The organism is Leptospira ilyithenensis (assembly GCF_004771005.1).
GTDB lineage: Bacteria > Spirochaetota > Leptospiria > Leptospirales > Leptospiraceae > Leptospira_A > Leptospira_A ilyithenensis.
This window is the reverse complement of record NZ_RQHV01000061.1, coordinates 669,382-687,030: the sequence shown is the minus strand read 5'-3', so window position 1 is coordinate 687,030 and position 17,649 is coordinate 669,382. Positions and strand designations below refer to the sequence as shown.

The window sequence follows — 17,649 nt, the reverse complement described above, 5'->3', positions numbered from 1 at the left end:
TTTAGCTCAGATTGTTTAAAATTTAAACAGTCCTTCTCCTTACTGATCAATTTGTATTGATAGCAATTCTAGTCTTATCTCTTCATACCTAGTTTTTAGGCGGAAAGATCGTTTTGAGAGCATTTTGCGCACGCAATAAATTTCCTATTTTGGTACGCTTTTTGCACAATTTATTAGCAAAAGGAGAGGTCTTCTCGTGACTATTACACCTCATTCAAAAGCTACCAAAATCGACTTATTCAGTCTCGCTACCCCGCAGATGAGAACTTTCCATCTCACATGGATTGCCTTCTTTCTCTGTTTCTTCGGCTGGTTCGGGATCGCTCCACTTATGGTGTATGTTCGGGAAGAACTATCCCTGACAAAGGCGCAAATCGGAAATATCATCATTGCTTCGGTCGCCATCACGATCTTTATGAGATTGTTTGTAGGCTGGCTTTGCGATAAAATCGGACCTCGTATCGCCTATACTTTTTTATTAACACTCGGATCCATTCCGGTGATGTCCATCGGCTTTGCAGACAGTTATCTGTCTTTCTTGCTGATCCGTCTGGCAATCGGCGCCATAGGTGCTTCCTTTGTAATCACTCAATATCATACGTCCGTTATGTTTGCACCGAACATCATCGGAACAGCAAACGCAACGACTGCCGGCTGGGGAAATCTGGGAGGTGGTGTAACTCAGATGGTAATGCCGATTTTATTCGGATTCTTCGTTGCATTCGGGTTTACGACCGGGGTTTCCTGGCGATTGGCGATGGTGGTTCCTGGAATCGCATTATTCTGTATGGGGATCATCTATTATTTCGGAACTCAGGATACACCGGGTGGAAATTTCAAAGATATCAAAGAAACATATCCTACTTTCCAAGGTGCAAAAAAAAATTCATTAAAGAATTTTCTTTTGGTTATGAAAGACGTTCGGGTATGGTTTTTGTTTCTAGCTTACGGTGCTTGTTTCGGGATAGAACTTACAATCAATAATATTGCAGCGTTGTATTATGTTGACCAGTTCAAGTTGGCACCTGCTACTGCGGGACTCATTGCCGGTCTTTTTGGACTTATGAATTTATTTGCAAGAACCTTGGGAGGCGCTTTCGGGGATCGTTTCGGAATCAAATGGGGTCTTCGCGGAAGGGTTGTTTGGTTGGCGATGGTGCTTGCGGGAGAAGGTTTATGTTTGATTTTGTTTTCTCAAATGAACACTCTGATACTTGCGATTTCTTCCATGATCATATTTAGTTTGTTTGTCCAAATGTCGGAAGGAGCAACATTTTCAGTTGTTCCTTTTATCAATAAAAAAGCGATCGGTGCTGTTTCCGGAATCGTCGGAGCAGGTGGAAATGCGGGAGCGGTTTCTGCAGGATTTTTGTTCAGAGGCGATTTGACTTACCAGAATGCTCTCTTGATCATAGGAATTACCGTGTCTGTGGCCGCGTTTTTTACCTTACTGATTCGATTCTCTCAGGAAGAAGAAAAAGAAGTAGGGGACGAATTGAATCGGATTTTGCCTTCCGGGCAAAAAGAAAAGGAGCCTTCCTTTGTGGCAGCACACTAAAACCCTTTAGTAGAAAAGAATTTGGCAAGGGGTGAATTTCCTCTTGTCATAATCCAAATTGGCTTCTAAGATATTCGTTGTCTTAGGAGAAGTTTATGGATCAAATTCATTACAGGGCTTGCACAATATGTGAAGCAATGTGCGGGTTGCAGATTGAGGTAAAAGACGGATTCATTGCCGGATTCAAAGGAGATCCGGAAGATAAGTTCAGCCGAGGACATATTTGCCCTAAGGGCCCGGAATTAAAAAGCCTCTACCAGGATCCTGATCGAATCAAATTCCCGATCAAGAGAACCGAATCAGGTTGGGAGCCCGTCTCTTGGCAAGAAGCCTTTTCCGATATCGCCACCCAAATTATAAAAATCCAAGAACAGTATGGGAACGATTCCGTGGCGGTTTATAACGGAAATCCGAACGTGCATAATTACGGATCCATGTTGTTCGGACAACGGTTTGCAAGCCGATTGAAAACAAAAAATAATTTTTCAGCCACTTCCGTCGATCAACTTCCTCATCAGCTTTTATCCTATCTTATGTTCGGACACCAGTTGCTCATCCCTATCCCTGATATAGATCATACCGACTTTTTTCTCATTCTGGGAGGGAATCCTTTTGCGTCTAATGGAAGTTTGATGAGTGTCCCGGATGTGAAAAAAAGACTGAAAGCCATTCAGGAAAGAGGTGGAAAATACATCGTTGTCGATCCTCGTAAGACGGAAACGGCATCACACGCAGATGAACATATCTTTATCCGTCCGGGAACGGATGCGTATTTTCTTTTTGCCATCGTAAATGTATTATTTGAAAGAAAAATGGTTCAAAAGAACGATTTGATTTCAGAGGCCGATCTGGATGAGATTCGAAATTGGGCAAGCGAGTATTCTCCCAAGAAAGTGGAGAAGATAACAGGCATTTCATCCGAAAACATAGAACGTATTGCCGAGGAGTTTGCAAACGCAAAGACAGCGGTTTGTTACGGAAGGGTAGGAGTTTCCACTCAGGAATTCGGTGCCATTTGTCAGTGGCTTATCAATGTGATCAATATCATTACCGGAAATTTAGACAAAAGAGGGGGAGCTATGTTCACTCTTCCTGCCGTCGATTTGGTCGGTCCCGGTTCCGCCATGCGTTCTTCTCCGGGAAGTTTTAATGCGTATCAATCCAGAGTTAGAAAACTTCCCGAATTCAGTGAAGAGCTTCCTGTTGCAGCTTTGGCGGAAGAGATACTTACCCCCGGAGAAGGAAAGATTAGAGCCTTATTCACATCGGCAGGAAATCCAGTGCTCTCCACACCTAACGGAACAAAGTTGGACCTTGCGCTTTCCGGTTTGGACTTTATGGTATGTGTTGATTTTTATCTGAACGAAACGACAAAACATGCAAATTACATTTTGCCGCCCACTTCCGCTTTGGAACACGATCATTATGATTTGATTTTCAACGTATTTGCGGTTCGAAATACAACCCGTTATTCTCAGCCTCTGTTCGATCCGGAACCGGGTATGTTGCATGATTGGGAAATATTTTCCGACCTTACCAAACGGTTGGAATTGGTACGTGCGGGCAAACCGTTACCGAAAGAAATCATCAGAACCAAACTTACTCCGGCAAGTATCATTGATCATGCTTTGAAAACAGGTCCTTACGGACCCAAGGGAAAGTTAGGTGGTGAGATGAGTTTGGATCTTTTGAAAAACAGCCCTCATGGAGTGGATCTGGGACCTTTGCAATCCTGTTTTCCGGAAAGGCTGTGTACAGAGGATCAAAAGATCCGGTTGGTCCCTTTGAAATTGAAAGAGGATTTTCCTAGACTGTCTCTTAAATTTAAAGAATGGGAATCCTTTACAGAGGGGCATTCCAATTTTTTACTGATAGGAAGAAGGCATCTTAGAAGTAATAATTCCTGGATGCACAATCTCCCAAAATTGATGACTGGCAAACCGCGCTGCACTCTGATGATTCATCCTGAAGACGCAAGTCGATTGGGAATTGCAGATGATGAAAAAGTTATCGTAGAATCTTCTGCAGGGAGTGTTTTGATTTCGGCGGAAGTTACGAAAGAGCTGATGAAAGGAGTGGTGAGCATTCCCCACGGATTCGGTCATAACCGAACGGGAACAAACCAGAAGGTTGCCACTGAGTTTTCGGGAGTCAGTATTAATGACCTAACAGATGATCAGTCGATCGATGTTTTTTCAGGAAATGCGGCATTCAGCGGAATCAAGGTTTCGATTAAAAAACAGAATCTTTAGATCGTATTTCGGTTTTGTAGAAAATTTTGTAAGGATCTTCTTCCTCCGATTAAGGAGTAGTTTTCCGTGCTTGTTTTCAAAAACCGAAGTGCTTGTTTGGAACGGACTCCTGTTTCGCAAATACAGATGATTTTTTTATAACCGGATAGTTCGGGCATTTCCTCTTTTTCCAAACGGGAGAGAGGAAATAAGATCGAACCGGGGATGGGATTTGATTCCATTTCATCCGATTCTCTCACATCCATAAGAATCGTATCTATGGACTTTGAGTTCCAATAGTCTTCCGCACTGATTTCCAAAGCCTGTTCTTTCGATTTTGAAAGATCTTTCTTCTCTCCGCAGGAAATGCAATGGGGATCGGGATTGATTTTTGACTCGAATAACAAAGGTGAATCCCATTCCAATGAATAGATCCTGTCCGTATCGGTAGTATCCGGTTTCAACAGATAACGAAGAGCAAACGATGCCTGGTAGGTTCCGGCTATTGCAGTTTGCACTCCGAGGACCCCCGCATCGGAACAACTGGGAGTATCACCTTCCTCCAGATGGGGATACAAACAACGGTAACACGGTCTTCCTTTGCCAGAGAAAACGGCAAGCTGAGCACTCGTGCGAAAGACCGAAGCGGTGACGAGCGGTTTGGATTTGTGCAAACAAAAATCACTGATCGCATATTTTGAAGAGATCGTGTCCGTACAATCCAAAATCAAATCCCAGGATTCAAATAACTTCGGGTCTGTTTGGTTAGTAATATGGGTGGAGAAAGTTTCCAGTCTGACCCAGGGATTTCTATCATTTAAAAAACGGGAAACCACATCCGTTTTCGGTTTGCCTATATCATTTTGTGTAAACGATGTTTGTCGATGCAAGTTGGAGAGTTCCACGCGATCGAAATCCACAAGGCCCAGTCTTCCCACTCCCGAGAGAGCCAGATATAGGGAAGCAGGACAACCTAGTCCTCCCAGGCCGATGATAAGAACCGAGGATTTTTTCCATTTTTCCTGACCGGCTTTTCCTATTTCAGGGACTTTGATCTGCCTTCTGAAAAAACTTTCCTCTTCAGGACTCATAAATAGAAAGGAATCCGATTGAAATTTTCAAGCAAGGAAAAATTGAAAATGATTTCAATTCGGCAACGGATTAATATTGATAGTCCGATCAATTTTTGTTTTCAGTTGGGAAAAGAGGATCAATATAGACCTTAGAGTGGAACTTGAAACAAGAAAATTCGAAGTCGTAAGAGTGAGTGTTCTTTCTCATTGCAGTTTTGCTTGCGTATATTGCGCTCCTAAAAACCGATCCTCTCTTTCCGAGGACAGGTCTCATTATCATTTTTTAAGTCCCGAATTATTGACACAAAAATTAAAATTACTTAGAACTAAAATCAATATAAAGGAAGTCCACTTAACCGGAGGGGAACCGACCCTTCACAAAGAACTCCCTGAATTGGTTGAGAGAGTCTATGATCTGGGCATTCGTGAAATCGTTGTTACATCCAACGGCTTTTTTGCCGACGGACTCATCCGAGAGATGAAGTCGAAAGGACTTACAAGGATGAATTTTTCCGTTGACTCCTTTTCTCAATCGGGTTTTGAAAAAATCAGTGATCGCAAACTTCCTTTATCCAGATTGTTATCCCGTGTGGAGGAAGCCAAAGAGATCGGTTTGGAAGTAAAGGTCAATTGCACTGTTTTGAAAGGTTATAATGAAAATGAAATCTTACCTTTGTTAGATTGGTTTGGAAAACGGGGGATCACCGTCCGGTATTTGGAATTTATGAAAATGGGGCCGTTAAAAAAGGAACATTCCGAGTTCTTTTATTCTTCCGAAGAGATTAGAAATACAATCGGCAAGGAATATGAATTCGCTCCTTACTTTACAGCTTCCGATTCAACTGCGAATTACAGCAGAACCAAGGAAGGTTATATTTTCGGAATCATTGCAAATCATTCGGAGCCGTTTTGCGAAGGTTGCAATCGGTTGCGCATGGATGCAACGGGGAAAATCTACGGATGCCTGAGTGATGAAACTTCATTCGATCTGCCGGAAGAAAGTTCGGATTTGGATCTTGTTTTGCAAGCAGCCATGCGAACCAAGAAGAAGTTTTTTACTGGATCGGAGCTTTCGATGAAATTCATTGGAGGTTAGATGAAAATTCAATTACTTTGTTTTGCGGCAATGAAGGATTTTTTCCCCGCTCACGAGGATCTGACTTTGGAAGGAGTTCATACTCTTTCGGATCTAAAGCTTTATTTGCAAAACCAAAATCCAAAGGCATCCTCGTTATTGAAAATCAGTCGATTTGCCATCAACCAAACGATCGTTAGTGAAGAAGAAAGTATCTTTGACGGTGCAGTGATCGCAGTCCTTCCTCCTTCTAGCGGCGGATAAAATGAATACGAAAACTTATCCAAACCACATCCAAAAGGAAAGCTTGGAAATTCCAAAACGGTTTCCCGATTTACCCTCCATGGGAGGTTATGTTTTTTTTGCAGGAATTGTTCGTAATATTAATGAAGGAAGACAAGTCACTCATTTGGAATACGAAGCATATCCCGAGATGGCAAACCGAATGATCGGCGATATCATAAATGATGCAAAGAAACAATGGGATCTTCAGTTTGCAGATTGCATCCATAGGCTCGGGGTTTTGCATATTGGTGAAGTTGCGGTGATCGTCACCACCGGTGCCGTCCATAGGGATGAAGCGTATCTTGCCAACCGATATATCATTGACCGTGTCAAACATGAAGTTCCCATTTGGAAGAGAGAGTATTATATAGACGGAAGTTCCGAGTGGTCCAAGGGCTGCCAAGATGAGACCCACAAACACTGATACTATCTCTGTGATTTTAGCCGGAGGATACAGTCGGCGAATGGGTAGGGACAAAGGGCTTATAGAAATCGGAGAATATTCTAATTTTCTAAAAAAGACTGTACGAAGGATCGGAATTCTTACGGAAAAAGTTTACGTATCTCTCAGAGTGGAACAAATTTCCGAATACTCGAAATACCTCCCTTCCGAATCGTTGATTGTTGATGCGGATATACCTGTGAAAGGTCCCTTAAAAGGAATATTATCTTCTTGGAAATTTTTGGAAGGGAAGGGGTTTTCCGAAAAATCAATTCTCTTTCTGCCGGTGGATATGCCGTTTGTAAGGATCAGAACCTTGAAGCGGTTGTTAGATTCTTTTCTCTTCGAAGACTCCGGCGTATTTTATCGGTCTAAGACCGGTATTGAGCCGATTTGCGGGATTTATTCTTCCCATTGTTTATCCGATTGGTTCCGAAGTTTCGAAACTGATGCAGGCGGTGAGTTTTCTTTGCAAAAGAGATTGGCGAAGATGACTCCGAAGATTTTAACTCTCCCTTCGGAAGAGGAAGTTTATTTTCGAAATATCAATACCGGATTGGATTTATAATCAATGTTATACTAAGGATTATGATGGGATTACTCGAGACAAAAAAAAACTGGATTTTCGATATGGACGGTACTCTGACTCTTGCGATGCATGATTTCGATGCAATTAAGCTTGCGCTTGGTTTGCCGATGGATTCGGATATTCTGACTTCAATCGGTCGTCTTGCCCCTGAGGAAGCGAAAACAAAACACATTCATCTCAACGAAATCGAATTAAACATCGCAAAGAAAGCGACCGCCTCGCCAGGAACTCCGAAGTTATTAAAACAAATAAAGGGTAAGTCGCATCAGTTGGGAATCCTGACCAGAAATTGTTTCGCAAATTCCATTGAAACGCTTAAGGCATCCGGCCTCGGCGAATATTTTTCATCCGAATTTATTTTGTGCAGGGAACATGCGGAACCAAAACCAAGCCCGAATGGAATTTTAAATCTATTGAACCTTTGGGATGCAAAACCTGAAGATACTCTGATGATCGGTGATTATCTTTATGATTTGGAAGCGGGAATTTCCGCAGGAGTTGAAACAGTTTACATTGATCCGAAAGGAATTTTTCCATTCAAAAATCTCGCCACTCATATGGTTCGAAGATTGGATGAGATTTTATATCTTTAGATCTTCACTGATAGGAAAGAGGAACTTCAATCAAAACGGAAATCCCGTTTGCGTTTTGAATTTCAATCACTCCTCCGATTTGTTTGATTAAAAGCTGAACTAGAGAGAGGCCGATTCCCGACTGTTCGTTCGTCTTGGGTTCGGTGAATCCGGTTCCATTGTCGATTACTTTCAAAATTAAATTTCCGGAGACTGATTTTACTGAAACGAATATTTCACCTTTTCCGTTTTCCAGGTAAGTATGTTTGATCGAATTCATTAAAAGTTCATTTAAGACTAAGCACAAAACGACTGCTAATTTCAAATCCATTTCCGCTTGGTTCAAGTCATAGCGAATTTGAATCTTATCGTCAATGTTATAAGCATTTGCGAGAGTCTTGCACAATCTCATTACATAATGGTCGAATTGAATCCGATTCAATTCACTTCCCGTATCGTTGTACAACATTTCATAGATTCCCGCCATAGCGAGAATTCTGGTTTCCGTATTTTTGAAAATATTTTTGATCTCTTTGTCTTCTATTTTAGCAGATTCAAGATGGAGTAAGCTGCTAACGACTGCTAATGTATTTTTTACGCGATGTTGCAATTCTATCATAAGAGTGTCTTTGAAAGAGAGGAGATTTGCCAGTTTCTCCTCCATTTGTTTTCTTTCGGAAACATCGTAGGTCAGGATGAATAAACCTTCCTTGATGGGCTGGATGCTGAATTCAAAATAACTTTTGCTTCCGTCCGAATGAAAGAATTCAATATCCCTGTGACAGTACTCTCTATTTTTCATACAGGAGGCAAAAATACGATAAACCTCCTGTTTTTCGATACCGGGATTGCATTCAAACATTGATTTGCCTAAAAAATCACTGATAGCTCCTCTTCCGTACTTTGCAGCACTTTCGTTGATATATAGATAAGTCCAATCATACCCGACAATCTGACAACCTTCTATCATGGAATCCAAGGTGCTTCTAAACCTATCCGCCGTATTTCTAAGTTCTATATCGGAATCAACCAATTGCCTGTTAGCTGCTTCCAGTTCTTCGGATGTAACGGCAAGTTCCGAATTTTTTTCAAGTACATGAACTCTTGCTTCATACAGACGAAACGCCATTCGTATGGAAGCGGCCAAGATATGGATTCCGGAGGATTTTAATACGTAACCGTACGATGTGATGGATTCAGTTTTTTTTACAATGTCCGGCTCCATATGGGAGGAGACAAAAATAATGGGAATGTCCCGGATTTCTAAAATCTCTTTTGCCGTTTCGGTTCCGTCCATTCCATGCCCTAGGTCAATGTCCATAAGTACGAGATCAATTTGGTCTTCGGACGATCGAATGTAGTTGATTGCTTTGGTGCCACTGGAAGCAGTAACGATATGAAACGAGTCTTCTAACTGCCTACTTGTCGCCATCGCAATAATGGCTTCATCCTCAACCAGTAAGATCTTCTTTTTTAAGAATGTAGCTGTTTCCATTATGATTCTATCATCCCGGGAAGATAAGTAGACGAGGAAAAATCTAAAAGAGAGGCTGTTTTCAAGAGGAATTAAAAATATGAGCAAATTAGATTGTTGTCAATTAAGAAAATATAATACTTGTAAGGAGCAGTTTTTCCCTTTTATGGAAAATGATTCCAAATTTCCGCAGTTTTGCCTTGAATATGGCCCATTTTAGACAAACTTTCTTTTTGTAAAATCTAGGTAGAATTACTTAAAATCTGGGTTTTCCCGAAGGGATACGAGGTGAAGAGAAAAGTCCCGCTTATCTGAACACAAACTGGTGTTATTCGTTACTATAATGTTTGTTACGATAATCGAATTCTTGAAAGAATCGGAACCAAAGCTTTTTTCATGAAAAAGATTTGTCTCGCAATTTTATCAATTTATTGCAGGATTTGGCGTTCCCCATTATCACTCGAACGAGTAGTAAAAGATTGGGTTTCATTCATGAAAAGGGAATCTACTGTCATGTTATTCCAGTAAAATAGTTTCCTGAATTGGAATCTGAATTTAAAACATACTTAAGATGTCTTCATTTCTTCAAAGAAAATGGATCTGCTTGATCGTGATTTTATTCGGCGTTCAATGCAAACAATTGTTTTTGATTGAAAAACCGCCTTTGGTGAAAGAAGGCATTCTTGACCTCAGAGAGAATTGGAACCTGGAAAAACGTTTGAGTTTGGAGGGAGAGTGGGAATTTTACTGGAATGTACTTTATTCCGAATTAACAAACAAATCCTTACCTCAGTTTGAAAATGTTCCCGATACTTGGACGGTATATAAATATAAAGAAGCAACTTATCCTAGTTTCGGTTATGCGACCTATCGCATGAATTTATATTTGAAGAAACCTATGGATAGCATGGCCGTCAAGATGCTCGAAGCTTCCACTTCTTATAATCTTTATATCAATGGAAAAAAGGTATTATCGAGCGGCATCGTCGGAAAGACAAAAGAAACAAGCATTCCATTGTATCGACCGGGAGTGAGTGCTCCGTTAACATTAAACGAATCCAATGAGATCGTCATAGAAGTATCCAATTTTTACCACTCCAAATCAGGTGTTTGGGCAAAAGTTTTTATCGGCAAACACGATGATCTCGTTTCCGTTAGGGAAAAAACAATTTGGTTGGATATATTTATCTGTGGAGGGGTATGCATTGCATTCTTTTATCATTTTAGTCTATTTGCACTGCTTCGGGGAGTATTATCCCATCTGTTTTTTTCATTTATAGGTGTCGTTGCATTCATTCGAATCGCCTTAACGGGAGAACGGTTTCTTTATTCGATTTTACCCGGATTTGATTTTAACTTAGGTTATATACTGGAACTTTTGTCCGTTTATGTAGGCGGGATGGTTCTTGCCTTATTTATAAGATCCGTATTTCCCAACGAATTTTCGAAGAAAGTTATGTACGGTTTGGTGTTCGGGTTTTTGCTCCTTTGTCTGACAGTATTGTTCACCGATTTGTATATTTATTCTCAGACTATACCGATCTTCGGTATTGTGACTTTTATCGAATGCATTTACATAGTTTTTGTTTTGATCCAAGCCATTCGGAATGATCGGGTTGGTGCGTGGATCGGGCTTGTGATTTGTATGTTACTTTTCGTATTCATCACAAACGATATACTTTATGCGAATATGGTCATCAACACGACTTACATATTGTCTTACGGAATTTCATTATTTTTTGTGGCCCAAGCATTTATCATTTCCAAACAATTTGCAAGCTCCTATCATCTCTCTCAAAAATTGAGCGAAGATTTGCAAAAGTCCAATGACCGTTTGATTTCGATTGATAAACTGAAAGATGAATTTTTGGCAAATACATCTCATGAATTAAGAACTCCCTTACAAGGGATTATCGGGATTGCCGATTCTTTAAGAAGGGGAGTTGGCGGATCTATGTCCAAGTTCGTGGAAGATCAAATGAGTATGATCGTAACAAGCGGAGAGAGGCTTTCCCGACTTGTAAACGACATACTCGATTTTTCCAAACTCAAACACAGCGATCTTAGTTTGAAAAATATTCCAGTTGATCTCTACCAAGCCGTTAATTTCACTCTTACACTCAATCAGGTAAATATTGATTTAATAAAAGTTAATATAAAGAACGGGATTCCCGAGGATTTTCCCACCTTATTCGCCGATGAGAATAGGCTTCAGCAGATTTTACAGAACCTGATTGCCAATGCGGTTAAATTTACCGAAGAAGGGTCTATCATCGTTACAGCCAAGATTCTTCCCGATCGGATGGCGGAAATCAGTGTTACGGATACCGGAATAGGAATCGATGAAAAAAATCAGGAAAGGATTTTTGATTTTTTCGAACAGGTGGAAAGCGGGGATGCGCGCAATTCCGGTGGAACGGGACTAGGACTTGCGATCAGCCGCGCTCTTGTGAACTTGCACGGCGGAGATATCGGTGTAGAGTCGGAATGGAAAAAAGGGTCCCGTTTTTATTTCACATTACCAATATTATATGATCGACTAGGGTTCGACAAAACACTCACTTCAAAAATCACTCATTACAAAAATGAAATTAAAGCAAACGAACTTATCTCTTTGCCTTCGATCGATATGCTATTTGTCGCAAAACAAACGTTCTCGTATGAAGAAGTTAAAATACTTGTTGTAGATGACGAACCGATCAATCTGCAAGTGATTCAAAACTATCTTTCGTTGCAAAAGATTCAAGCAGTGACTGTTGCAAGCGGCAAGGAAGCACTTGAATTATTGAAGCCGGGTCATTCGTTTCAAGCGGTTATATTGGATATGATGATGCCGAGACTTTCCGGTTTGGAGACAACGAAAGAAATCAGAAAGAATTATACTGCTTTGGAACTCCCTATCTTAATGCTCACCGCAAAAACGCAAGATAAGGACTTGGTTGCCGCATTGAACGCCGGCGTTAACGATTATCTGATAAAACCTTTTGATTACGAACAATTGACGCTTCGTGTAAATAATATGCTTCGGTTATTGCAAAGCCATAAGGATCATTTGGAAAGGGAATCTGATAAAAAAATTGCAGTGGGTCACGTCAGACAAAGAATCAATTTGGATCTTCATGATCATTTGGGAGCAAGGCTTACTGATTTGAAATTTTTGTCGGAAGAATTATTGAACAGAGAAGGAACGGATAGAGTTCTGTTTGAAAAAATCATAGGAAACGTAAATGCCGCCATCCAGATTTTAAGAGATCAGATGTTGAAAATAGAAGATCTGGGTCTTTTAGGTGAAAATTTCATCAAAGGAATCAATTTGGTAATGCTTCGGCGTTATTCCGACGCGGATAGGGATTTCGATTTTCAAGCGGATGAAAAATTGATTCATTTTTTTTCCTCCCAAAGAAATGAAAACAGTATGATCGAATTGTACAGCATTGTCAATGAAATCACGAGCAATGATTTAAAGTATGGAGAAGGCGTATCCAAGTGGAATTTTATATTAGAAAATAATGAAATACTTATGGATATGAAAGCCGGATCCAGATATCATTTGCAAAAGCACAAGACCGGTCGTGGGACTGAAAATCTAGTGTTCCGGATTTCGAAGCTAGGCGGTAGGATGAAGCTTAAGTTAGACGAAAATATGTATCACATGGAATTGAAATTAGATAAGGAAACATTTTCCCTTCAGTAAATGGATTAAGGTTTATGGAAACAAAAGAAGTAAAAATCGGGATTGTAGAAAATGATGAAAATTTCAGGAATCAGATCTTAACGATTCTTGAAACAACTCCGGGGGTTCTTTCCGTGTCTCATTGGGAATCGGCAGAAGCCTATTGGAAAGATGAGAACGGCAAGGAATTGGATATTCTGTTCTTGGATATAATGTTACCCGGGATGAATGGTGTTGAGCTTGCCGGAAAGATTTCGGAAAGAGATCCGAATATAAGCAAAATTATGCTGAGCAATATGAATTCGGACGAACTCATATACAGTTCCTTAAAAAACGGAGCTATCGGTTATATTTTAAAATCCGAATTGAAAGATATATCGGAAGTCATTGATACAGTGTTACAGGGAGGGGCTATCATTACCCCTACCATTGCATTCAGAGTTTTAAATCATTTTAAGGCGAAGACCAATTTAGGTTCGATCAAACTGACTGATAAGGAAAATCAGATTTTAGATCAAATGGTCAGAGGCAAAACAATCAATCGTGTGGCTGAGTTCTTAGGTGTGAGCAAGTATACAATCCAGCACCATGTAAAAAATATTTATAAAAAACTGAATGTCCATAATCGGGCGGAATTGGTTCGAAAAGCAAATGACATCGGGCTTTTGTAATAGTCTAATTTAATATGAATTTCAAATTGTTTTCTTGGTTTAAGAGCCATCGCTTTTATACTTTTGTTTTATTTTCTTTCCTCGCTTTCTGTCTGGTAGCAACGTGTGCAAGTATAGGATTCGGGGCCAAATCCGTAAGAGAGATGAAAATACAAAATTCCAAAAATTGGAAAGAAGGACAGTTTCGAAACCCACAGCCGCTTGTTAATGATTTTTTGGGAATGGTTTTCGGATCTTTCGGAGCAAGCGAAGATATTCGGCCGAAGGATTTGCTGCCTGTGGTTTATCCTGACCCAGGGCTTTTCAAAGAGGATCCAAAAACGGGCCTTAGAGTCACTTGGTTCGGGCACTCTTCCGCTTTAATCGAAATTGACGGGTATAGGATACTGACAGATCCGATTTGGTCAAATCGTACTTCACCTGTTAGTTGGGTAGGACCGGAGCGATGGTATGAACCCGCTCTTCCGATGAATGATTTGCCCGAAATTGATTTTGTACTGATCTCGCACAATCATTATGACCATCTTGATTATGAAACTACTCTTGCTCTGAACAAAAAAGGAGTAAAGTTCATTGTTCCTCTTGCGGTCGGAGAACATCTTTCTGATTGGGGGGTTCCGGAAGAAAGAATCATCGAATTGGATTGGTGGGAAAGTCATAAACTTTCCGATTTTGAAATTGTCGCCACACCAGCAAGGCATGCATCCGGTAGAAAACTAATTGATTATGACGAACATCTTTGGGCGGGTTATGCCATTCTCGGCACCAAACATAGAGTTTACTATTCAGGAGATACCGGTTTGTTCCCTGCTATGCGGAAGATCGGAGATGAATACGGGCCATTTGACTTGACCATGATAGAAGTAGGACAATATGATAAAGCATGGCCTGATTGGCATATTGGACCCGAACAAGCCGTGATCGCTCATAAAATGGTGAAAGGCAAACAGATGTTACCTGTGCACTGGGGGCTTTTTGCATTGGCATTTCACAGTTGGACCGAGCCGATAGAAAGGGCTTTGGTCAAGGCAAAAGACCTGGATGTGAAACTGCTAACTCCGAGACCCGGAGAAAGTATCGAGCCTGACTTGGGACGAACTTTTGTTCGGTGGTGGCAGGATGTTCCCTGGAAAAGAGCAGCAGAACATCCTATTATTTCTTCTCAAGTAGACTAACGGTTTTTGTCCGCTTGTTTGGAATACTTTCTTTGGTAAACAAAACGGATTGCTTCCGCCTCAAGCCAAGGAACAGGTTTTCCGCCGCCTAAGATCCTTGCTTCGATAAATGATTTGCATGCTTTTTCGAATACATGACAAACTGCGTGCAAATCATCCAAGGTTCTATGCCCGCAAATGGCGCCTTGGTCTTTGATCATCACTGCATTTCTTCTTTTGATTCCCTTTACTATTTTTTTCAATGCTTCTTCGGTTTCTCCGAATGATACCACTTTTGCGGAAGGGCCTACGATCTGGGCCATATCATCCAAATAAGGTAGGACTGTTTCTCCTGCCATCGAACAGGTAAGTATATTTTCCTGGGTGGTGTGGATGATCGTGTTGAAGTCCTTTCTTTCTTTATACAAAGTTAGGTGTATATTCGCAAATGGGGGAGAATTTTCGGGTAAGGTGGTTTGGTCCAAATAAAGTTCTACCCAATTCGGATTTTTTTTCTTGGAAAATTGGGTGAAATTTACATGATCGGGAGTGATCCAAACCCGATTTCCGATTCGAATGCTTGCCGAATTTCCCTGTTCTAAAATTCCTTCTTTTTGCAAATTGGGAATCAAATGAAGCAATTCGGACGGATGTTCCGGTGCCTTCATGCAAATTCCTTTTTTCCGAAATTTTGAAGATACCATTCTCTAACGGATTTAGTTTCGAATTTTTTTGCATGAGAGATCTTTTTGAATTCTTCCCGAATGAATGCATCAGCAGATTTTTCCAATTCCATAGAAACGGAAAAAGCATTTTCCATATCGGAGCCTATGCATAGTACTCCGTGATTTGCAAGTAAGACCGCTTTACTGCCCGATTTCGCCAAACATTCGATAGCGGAACGAATCAGCTTTTTGGATCCGGGCAAAGCATAGTCGGTGCAGAAGACCGGACCACCGATGATCTTTTTCATTTTGTCGGATAGTATGGGAATATTCTTCCTAGCAGACGCAACCACGCTCGCTTGCAATTGATGGGTGTGGATGATTGATTTCACATCGGGTCTTAGCTTGTATGTTTCTGCATGTAGGCCTTTTTCGTAGGAAGGTTTTATCCTTCCTTCGTGTTCCAAGGTGTGGAGATTTACCTTTACGATTTCATCCGGACTCAAGTCTTCATAGGTTCTGCCGGTCGGTGTGATGACAAAATGATCTTCATCGATTCTTTGGCTTATGTTTCCCCAGGTTCTGGTGATAAGTCCTGCCTTCAAAAGACGGACTCCCGTATCTCTTACGATTTTATTTGCAGTTTGAATTTCCATTGTGTCCCACCTTTCGAAAGAAATCCGTCTTTAAATCACGCCTTCGACTTTCTGAAACACCCGATCAAATCTTTTCAATGCATCGTCAATGATCGCATCCGTATCGGCCGCACTCGTATATAGTCTGCTTCCGGCAAGAGTGACTAATCCTTCCGCCATATAAGCCGCGCCCATTTCTTCCATTGCATGTTTTCTTTTATGAGCCTCTGCGATCGTTTTTTTAATAGTCCAGAATTTGCTGAAATTGACTTCAAGTAACATTGTTCCCACGGTTTCCAAGTGGCAGATCGAACCTTGGTTGAATGCTACAAAGGGTAGGTTGTATTTTTTAATCAGTTTTTGGAGTCCTATTGTTAGGCGATCTCCAGCTTTGCCAGCTTTTTCGCAGGCTTTGGTTTTTTCCATTTCACATAAGGTATAATATCCTGCGGCGGAACTAAGAGGATTTGCGGCCATAGTTCCTCCGATCAATGCTTTCTTCATTCCAGTTTGAATTCCTGCGGAAACATATTTCATATATTCTTTTTTACCACCGAGTCCGCCTGCCGAAGGATAACCTCCGGCAACTACTTTTCCGAACACTGTCAAATCCGGAGTGATACCGTAATAACCTTGCGCACCGCTAAGTCCTACTCGGAAGGCAGTCACGACTTCATCAAATATAAGTAAGGCGCCAAACCGGTTGCATAATTCCCTTACACCTGCATTGAAGTTTCTATCGAGAGGACGAGTGCCGCTTTCCGGGCCGATCGGTTCCATCAAAACGGCAGCAGTTCCGCCTCTCCATCTGTTTCTTTTTAAAACGGATTCCAATGCGTTCAAGTCGTTCGGATAAAATTCCTGAGTGTATTTGAATACGGATTTAGGAACTCCATTTGCTTCAAAATGTCTGGTTCCGGGAAGTCGTAACCCGTATGCCAATTGGTCGCTCCATCCGTGATAGGCTCCACCCATCTTCACTATGTTTTTTTTCTTGGTGGCAAGTCTTGCCACACGAATGGATGCCATACACGCCTCGGTCCCTGAACCCAGCATCCGGAACATTTCTACGGATGGAACGAGTTGAACGATCTTTTCAGCTAACTTCAGTTCGTATTCATGAAATAATCCTGTGACAGGACCTGTGGAATTTAATAGTTCGGAAACTTTTTTACGAATGCTAGGGGGGTTACTTCCTAAAACCGTAGGTCCCCCAGCTTGCAGAAAGTCGATGTATTTGTTTCCGTCCAAATCAAATAGGTGTGCTCCGGATGCTTTCGTAAAAACCAAAGGAAAAGGGTGGTTGAAAGCGAGATTGTGTTGAACCCCGCCAGGAATGTATTGGGAAGCCTCGGTGATCATTTTTTTGGAACGAGCGCATTTTTTATCGTAGTATTCCAAGAGAATTTTATCCATTTCCGCTTTACGAATGGAGCGGATCGGCTGCGAAATCAGAGATCTCAGATCTTTATAGACTTGGTCTACATCGGGGTATTGGTTGATTGCGAAGCCAGTGGACATACTTAATTCCCTTTGGATAGTTTTTAGTTGA

15 protein-coding genes are annotated in these 17,649 nt (G+C 41.1%); 10 read left to right on the top strand and 5 right to left on the bottom strand.

Going from position 1 to position 17,649, the window contains the following annotated elements; all coding sequences use genetic code 11:
- Positions 1–196: 196 nt before the first annotated feature.
- Positions 197–1,558, top strand: coding sequence for an MFS transporter (locus tag EHS11_RS16525; protein WP_210413703.1), 1,362 nt, complete (start codon positions 197–199; stop codon positions 1,556–1,558).
- Positions 1,559–1,653: 95 nt separating this feature from the next.
- Positions 1,654–3,810, top strand: a complete 2,157-nt coding sequence (locus EHS11_RS16520; RefSeq protein WP_135765454.1) for a molybdopterin oxidoreductase family protein — start codon at positions 1,654–1,656, stop codon at positions 3,808–3,810.
- On the opposite strand, the gene EHS11_RS16515 is transcribed toward EHS11_RS16520, so the two are convergent.
- Positions 3,807–4,880 carry a HesA/MoeB/ThiF family protein gene (locus EHS11_RS16515; protein WP_135765453.1) on the bottom strand — a complete coding sequence of 358 codons (1,074 nt, stop codon included), beginning with the start codon at positions 4,878–4,880 and terminating at the stop codon, positions 3,807–3,809. The two genes, EHS11_RS16520 and EHS11_RS16515, sit on opposite strands and share 4 nt — an antisense overlap.
- A gap of 136 nt (positions 4,881–5,016) precedes the next feature.
- On the opposite strand from EHS11_RS16515, the gene EHS11_RS16510 reads away from it, so the two are divergent.
- Genes EHS11_RS16510 through EHS11_RS16490 form a run of 5 tightly spaced genes read left to right on the top strand, consistent with a single transcriptional unit; the run spans position 5,017 to position 7,846 of the window.
- Positions 5,017–5,958 (top strand): GTP 3',8-cyclase MoaA, encoded by a 942-nt coding sequence (locus tag EHS11_RS16510; RefSeq protein ID WP_135765522.1) that lies wholly within the window; start codon positions 5,017–5,019, stop codon positions 5,956–5,958.
- Complete coding sequence (locus EHS11_RS16505) at positions 5,959–6,201, top strand: MoaD/ThiS family protein (RefSeq protein WP_135765452.1); 243 nt, start codon at positions 5,959–5,961, stop codon at positions 6,199–6,201.
- Position 6,202: 1 nt separating this feature from the next.
- Positions 6,203–6,646: a molybdenum cofactor biosynthesis protein MoaE gene (locus EHS11_RS16500; protein ID WP_135765451.1), complete on the top strand. Its 444-nt coding sequence runs from the start codon at positions 6,203–6,205 to the stop codon at positions 6,644–6,646.
- Complete coding sequence (mobA, locus tag EHS11_RS16495; protein WP_135765450.1) at positions 6,627–7,232, top strand: molybdenum cofactor guanylyltransferase; 606 nt, start codon at positions 6,627–6,629, stop codon at positions 7,230–7,232. Before EHS11_RS16500 ends, mobA begins: the two co-directional genes overlap by 20 nt.
- A gap of 20 nt (positions 7,233–7,252) precedes the next feature.
- Positions 7,253–7,846: an HAD family hydrolase gene (locus tag EHS11_RS16490; RefSeq protein WP_342775471.1), complete on the top strand. Its 594-nt coding sequence runs from the start codon at positions 7,253–7,255 to the stop codon at positions 7,844–7,846.
- A gap of 4 nt (positions 7,847–7,850) precedes the next feature.
- Here EHS11_RS16490 and EHS11_RS16485 read toward each other — a convergent pair whose 3' ends face one another.
- Positions 7,851–9,320 carry a sensor histidine kinase gene (locus EHS11_RS16485; RefSeq protein WP_135765449.1) on the bottom strand — a complete coding sequence of 490 codons (1,470 nt, stop codon included), beginning with the start codon at positions 9,318–9,320 and terminating at the stop codon, positions 7,851–7,853.
- A 550-nt stretch (positions 9,321–9,870) separates the two neighbouring features.
- On the opposite strand from EHS11_RS16485, the gene EHS11_RS16480 reads away from it, so the two are divergent.
- From EHS11_RS16480 to EHS11_RS16470, 3 genes are all read left to right on the top strand, one after another.
- Positions 9,871–12,993: an ATP-binding protein gene (locus EHS11_RS16480; RefSeq protein WP_135765448.1), complete on the top strand. Its 3,123-nt coding sequence runs from the start codon at positions 9,871–9,873 to the stop codon at positions 12,991–12,993.
- Between the two features lie 14 nt (positions 12,994–13,007).
- The gene (locus EHS11_RS16475; RefSeq protein WP_135765447.1) at positions 13,008–13,643 is read left to right on the top strand and encodes a response regulator; all 636 of its coding nucleotides are present in this window, start codon (positions 13,008–13,010) and stop codon (positions 13,641–13,643) included.
- Between the two features lie 143 nt (positions 13,644–13,786).
- Entirely contained in the window at positions 13,787–14,818 is a 1,032-nt protein-coding gene (locus tag EHS11_RS16470; RefSeq protein WP_246047973.1) for an MBL fold metallo-hydrolase, read from the top strand.
- Here EHS11_RS16470 and EHS11_RS16465 read toward each other — a convergent pair.
- Genes EHS11_RS16465 through EHS11_RS16455 form a run of 3 tightly spaced genes read right to left on the bottom strand, consistent with a single transcriptional unit; the run spans position 14,815 to position 17,618 of the window.
- The gene (locus EHS11_RS16465; RefSeq protein ID WP_135765445.1) at positions 14,815–15,465 is read right to left on the bottom strand and encodes a class II aldolase/adducin family protein; all 651 of its coding nucleotides are present in this window, start codon (positions 15,463–15,465) and stop codon (positions 14,815–14,817) included. The genes EHS11_RS16470 and EHS11_RS16465 overlap by 4 nt on opposite strands.
- Entirely contained in the window at positions 15,462–16,118 is a 657-nt protein-coding gene (locus EHS11_RS16460; RefSeq protein ID WP_135765444.1) for a class II aldolase/adducin family protein, read from the bottom strand. Before EHS11_RS16460 ends, EHS11_RS16465 begins: the two co-directional genes overlap by 4 nt.
- A gap of 30 nt (positions 16,119–16,148) precedes the next feature.
- A complete protein-coding gene (locus EHS11_RS16455; protein WP_135765443.1) occupies positions 16,149–17,618 on the bottom strand; it encodes an aspartate aminotransferase family protein in 1,470 nt (489 codons plus the stop codon).
- Positions 17,619–17,649 lie beyond the last annotated feature (31 nt).

Bases quoted from the DNA above. Each gene is read 5' to 3' on its own strand.
- EHS11_RS16455 (WP_135765443.1), bottom strand. From the start codon at position 17,618: ATGTCCACTGGCTTCGCAATCAACCAATACCCCGATGTAGACCAAGTC.
- EHS11_RS16490 (WP_342775471.1), top strand. From the start codon at position 7,253: ATGATGGGATTACTCGAGACAAAAAAAAACTGGATTTTCGATATGGAC.
- EHS11_RS16505 (WP_135765452.1), top strand. From the start codon at position 5,959: ATGAAAATTCAATTACTTTGTTTTGCGGCAATGAAGGATTTTTTCCCC.
- EHS11_RS16485 (WP_135765449.1), bottom strand. From the start codon at position 9,320: ATGGAAACAGCTACATTCTTAAAAAAGAAGATCTTACTGGTTGAGGAT.
- EHS11_RS16515 (WP_135765453.1), bottom strand. From the start codon at position 4,880: ATGAGTCCTGAAGAGGAAAGTTTTTTCAGAAGGCAGATCAAAGTCCCT.
- EHS11_RS16500 (WP_135765451.1), top strand. From the start codon at position 6,203: ATGAATACGAAAACTTATCCAAACCACATCCAAAAGGAAAGCTTGGAA.
- EHS11_RS16470 (WP_246047973.1), top strand. From the start codon at position 13,787: ATGAAAATACAAAATTCCAAAAATTGGAAAGAAGGACAGTTTCGAAAC.
- mobA (WP_135765450.1), top strand. From the start codon at position 6,627: ATGAGACCCACAAACACTGATACTATCTCTGTGATTTTAGCCGGAGGA.
- EHS11_RS16475 (WP_135765447.1), top strand. From the start codon at position 13,008: ATGGAAACAAAAGAAGTAAAAATCGGGATTGTAGAAAATGATGAAAAT.
- EHS11_RS16460 (WP_135765444.1), bottom strand. From the start codon at position 16,118: ATGGAAATTCAAACTGCAAATAAAATCGTAAGAGATACGGGAGTCCGT.
- EHS11_RS16520 (WP_135765454.1), top strand. From the start codon at position 1,654: ATGGATCAAATTCATTACAGGGCTTGCACAATATGTGAAGCAATGTGC.
- EHS11_RS16480 (WP_135765448.1), top strand. From the start codon at position 9,871: ATGTCTTCATTTCTTCAAAGAAAATGGATCTGCTTGATCGTGATTTTA.
- EHS11_RS16465 (WP_135765445.1), bottom strand. From the start codon at position 15,465: ATGAAGGCACCGGAACATCCGTCCGAATTGCTTCATTTGATTCCCAAT.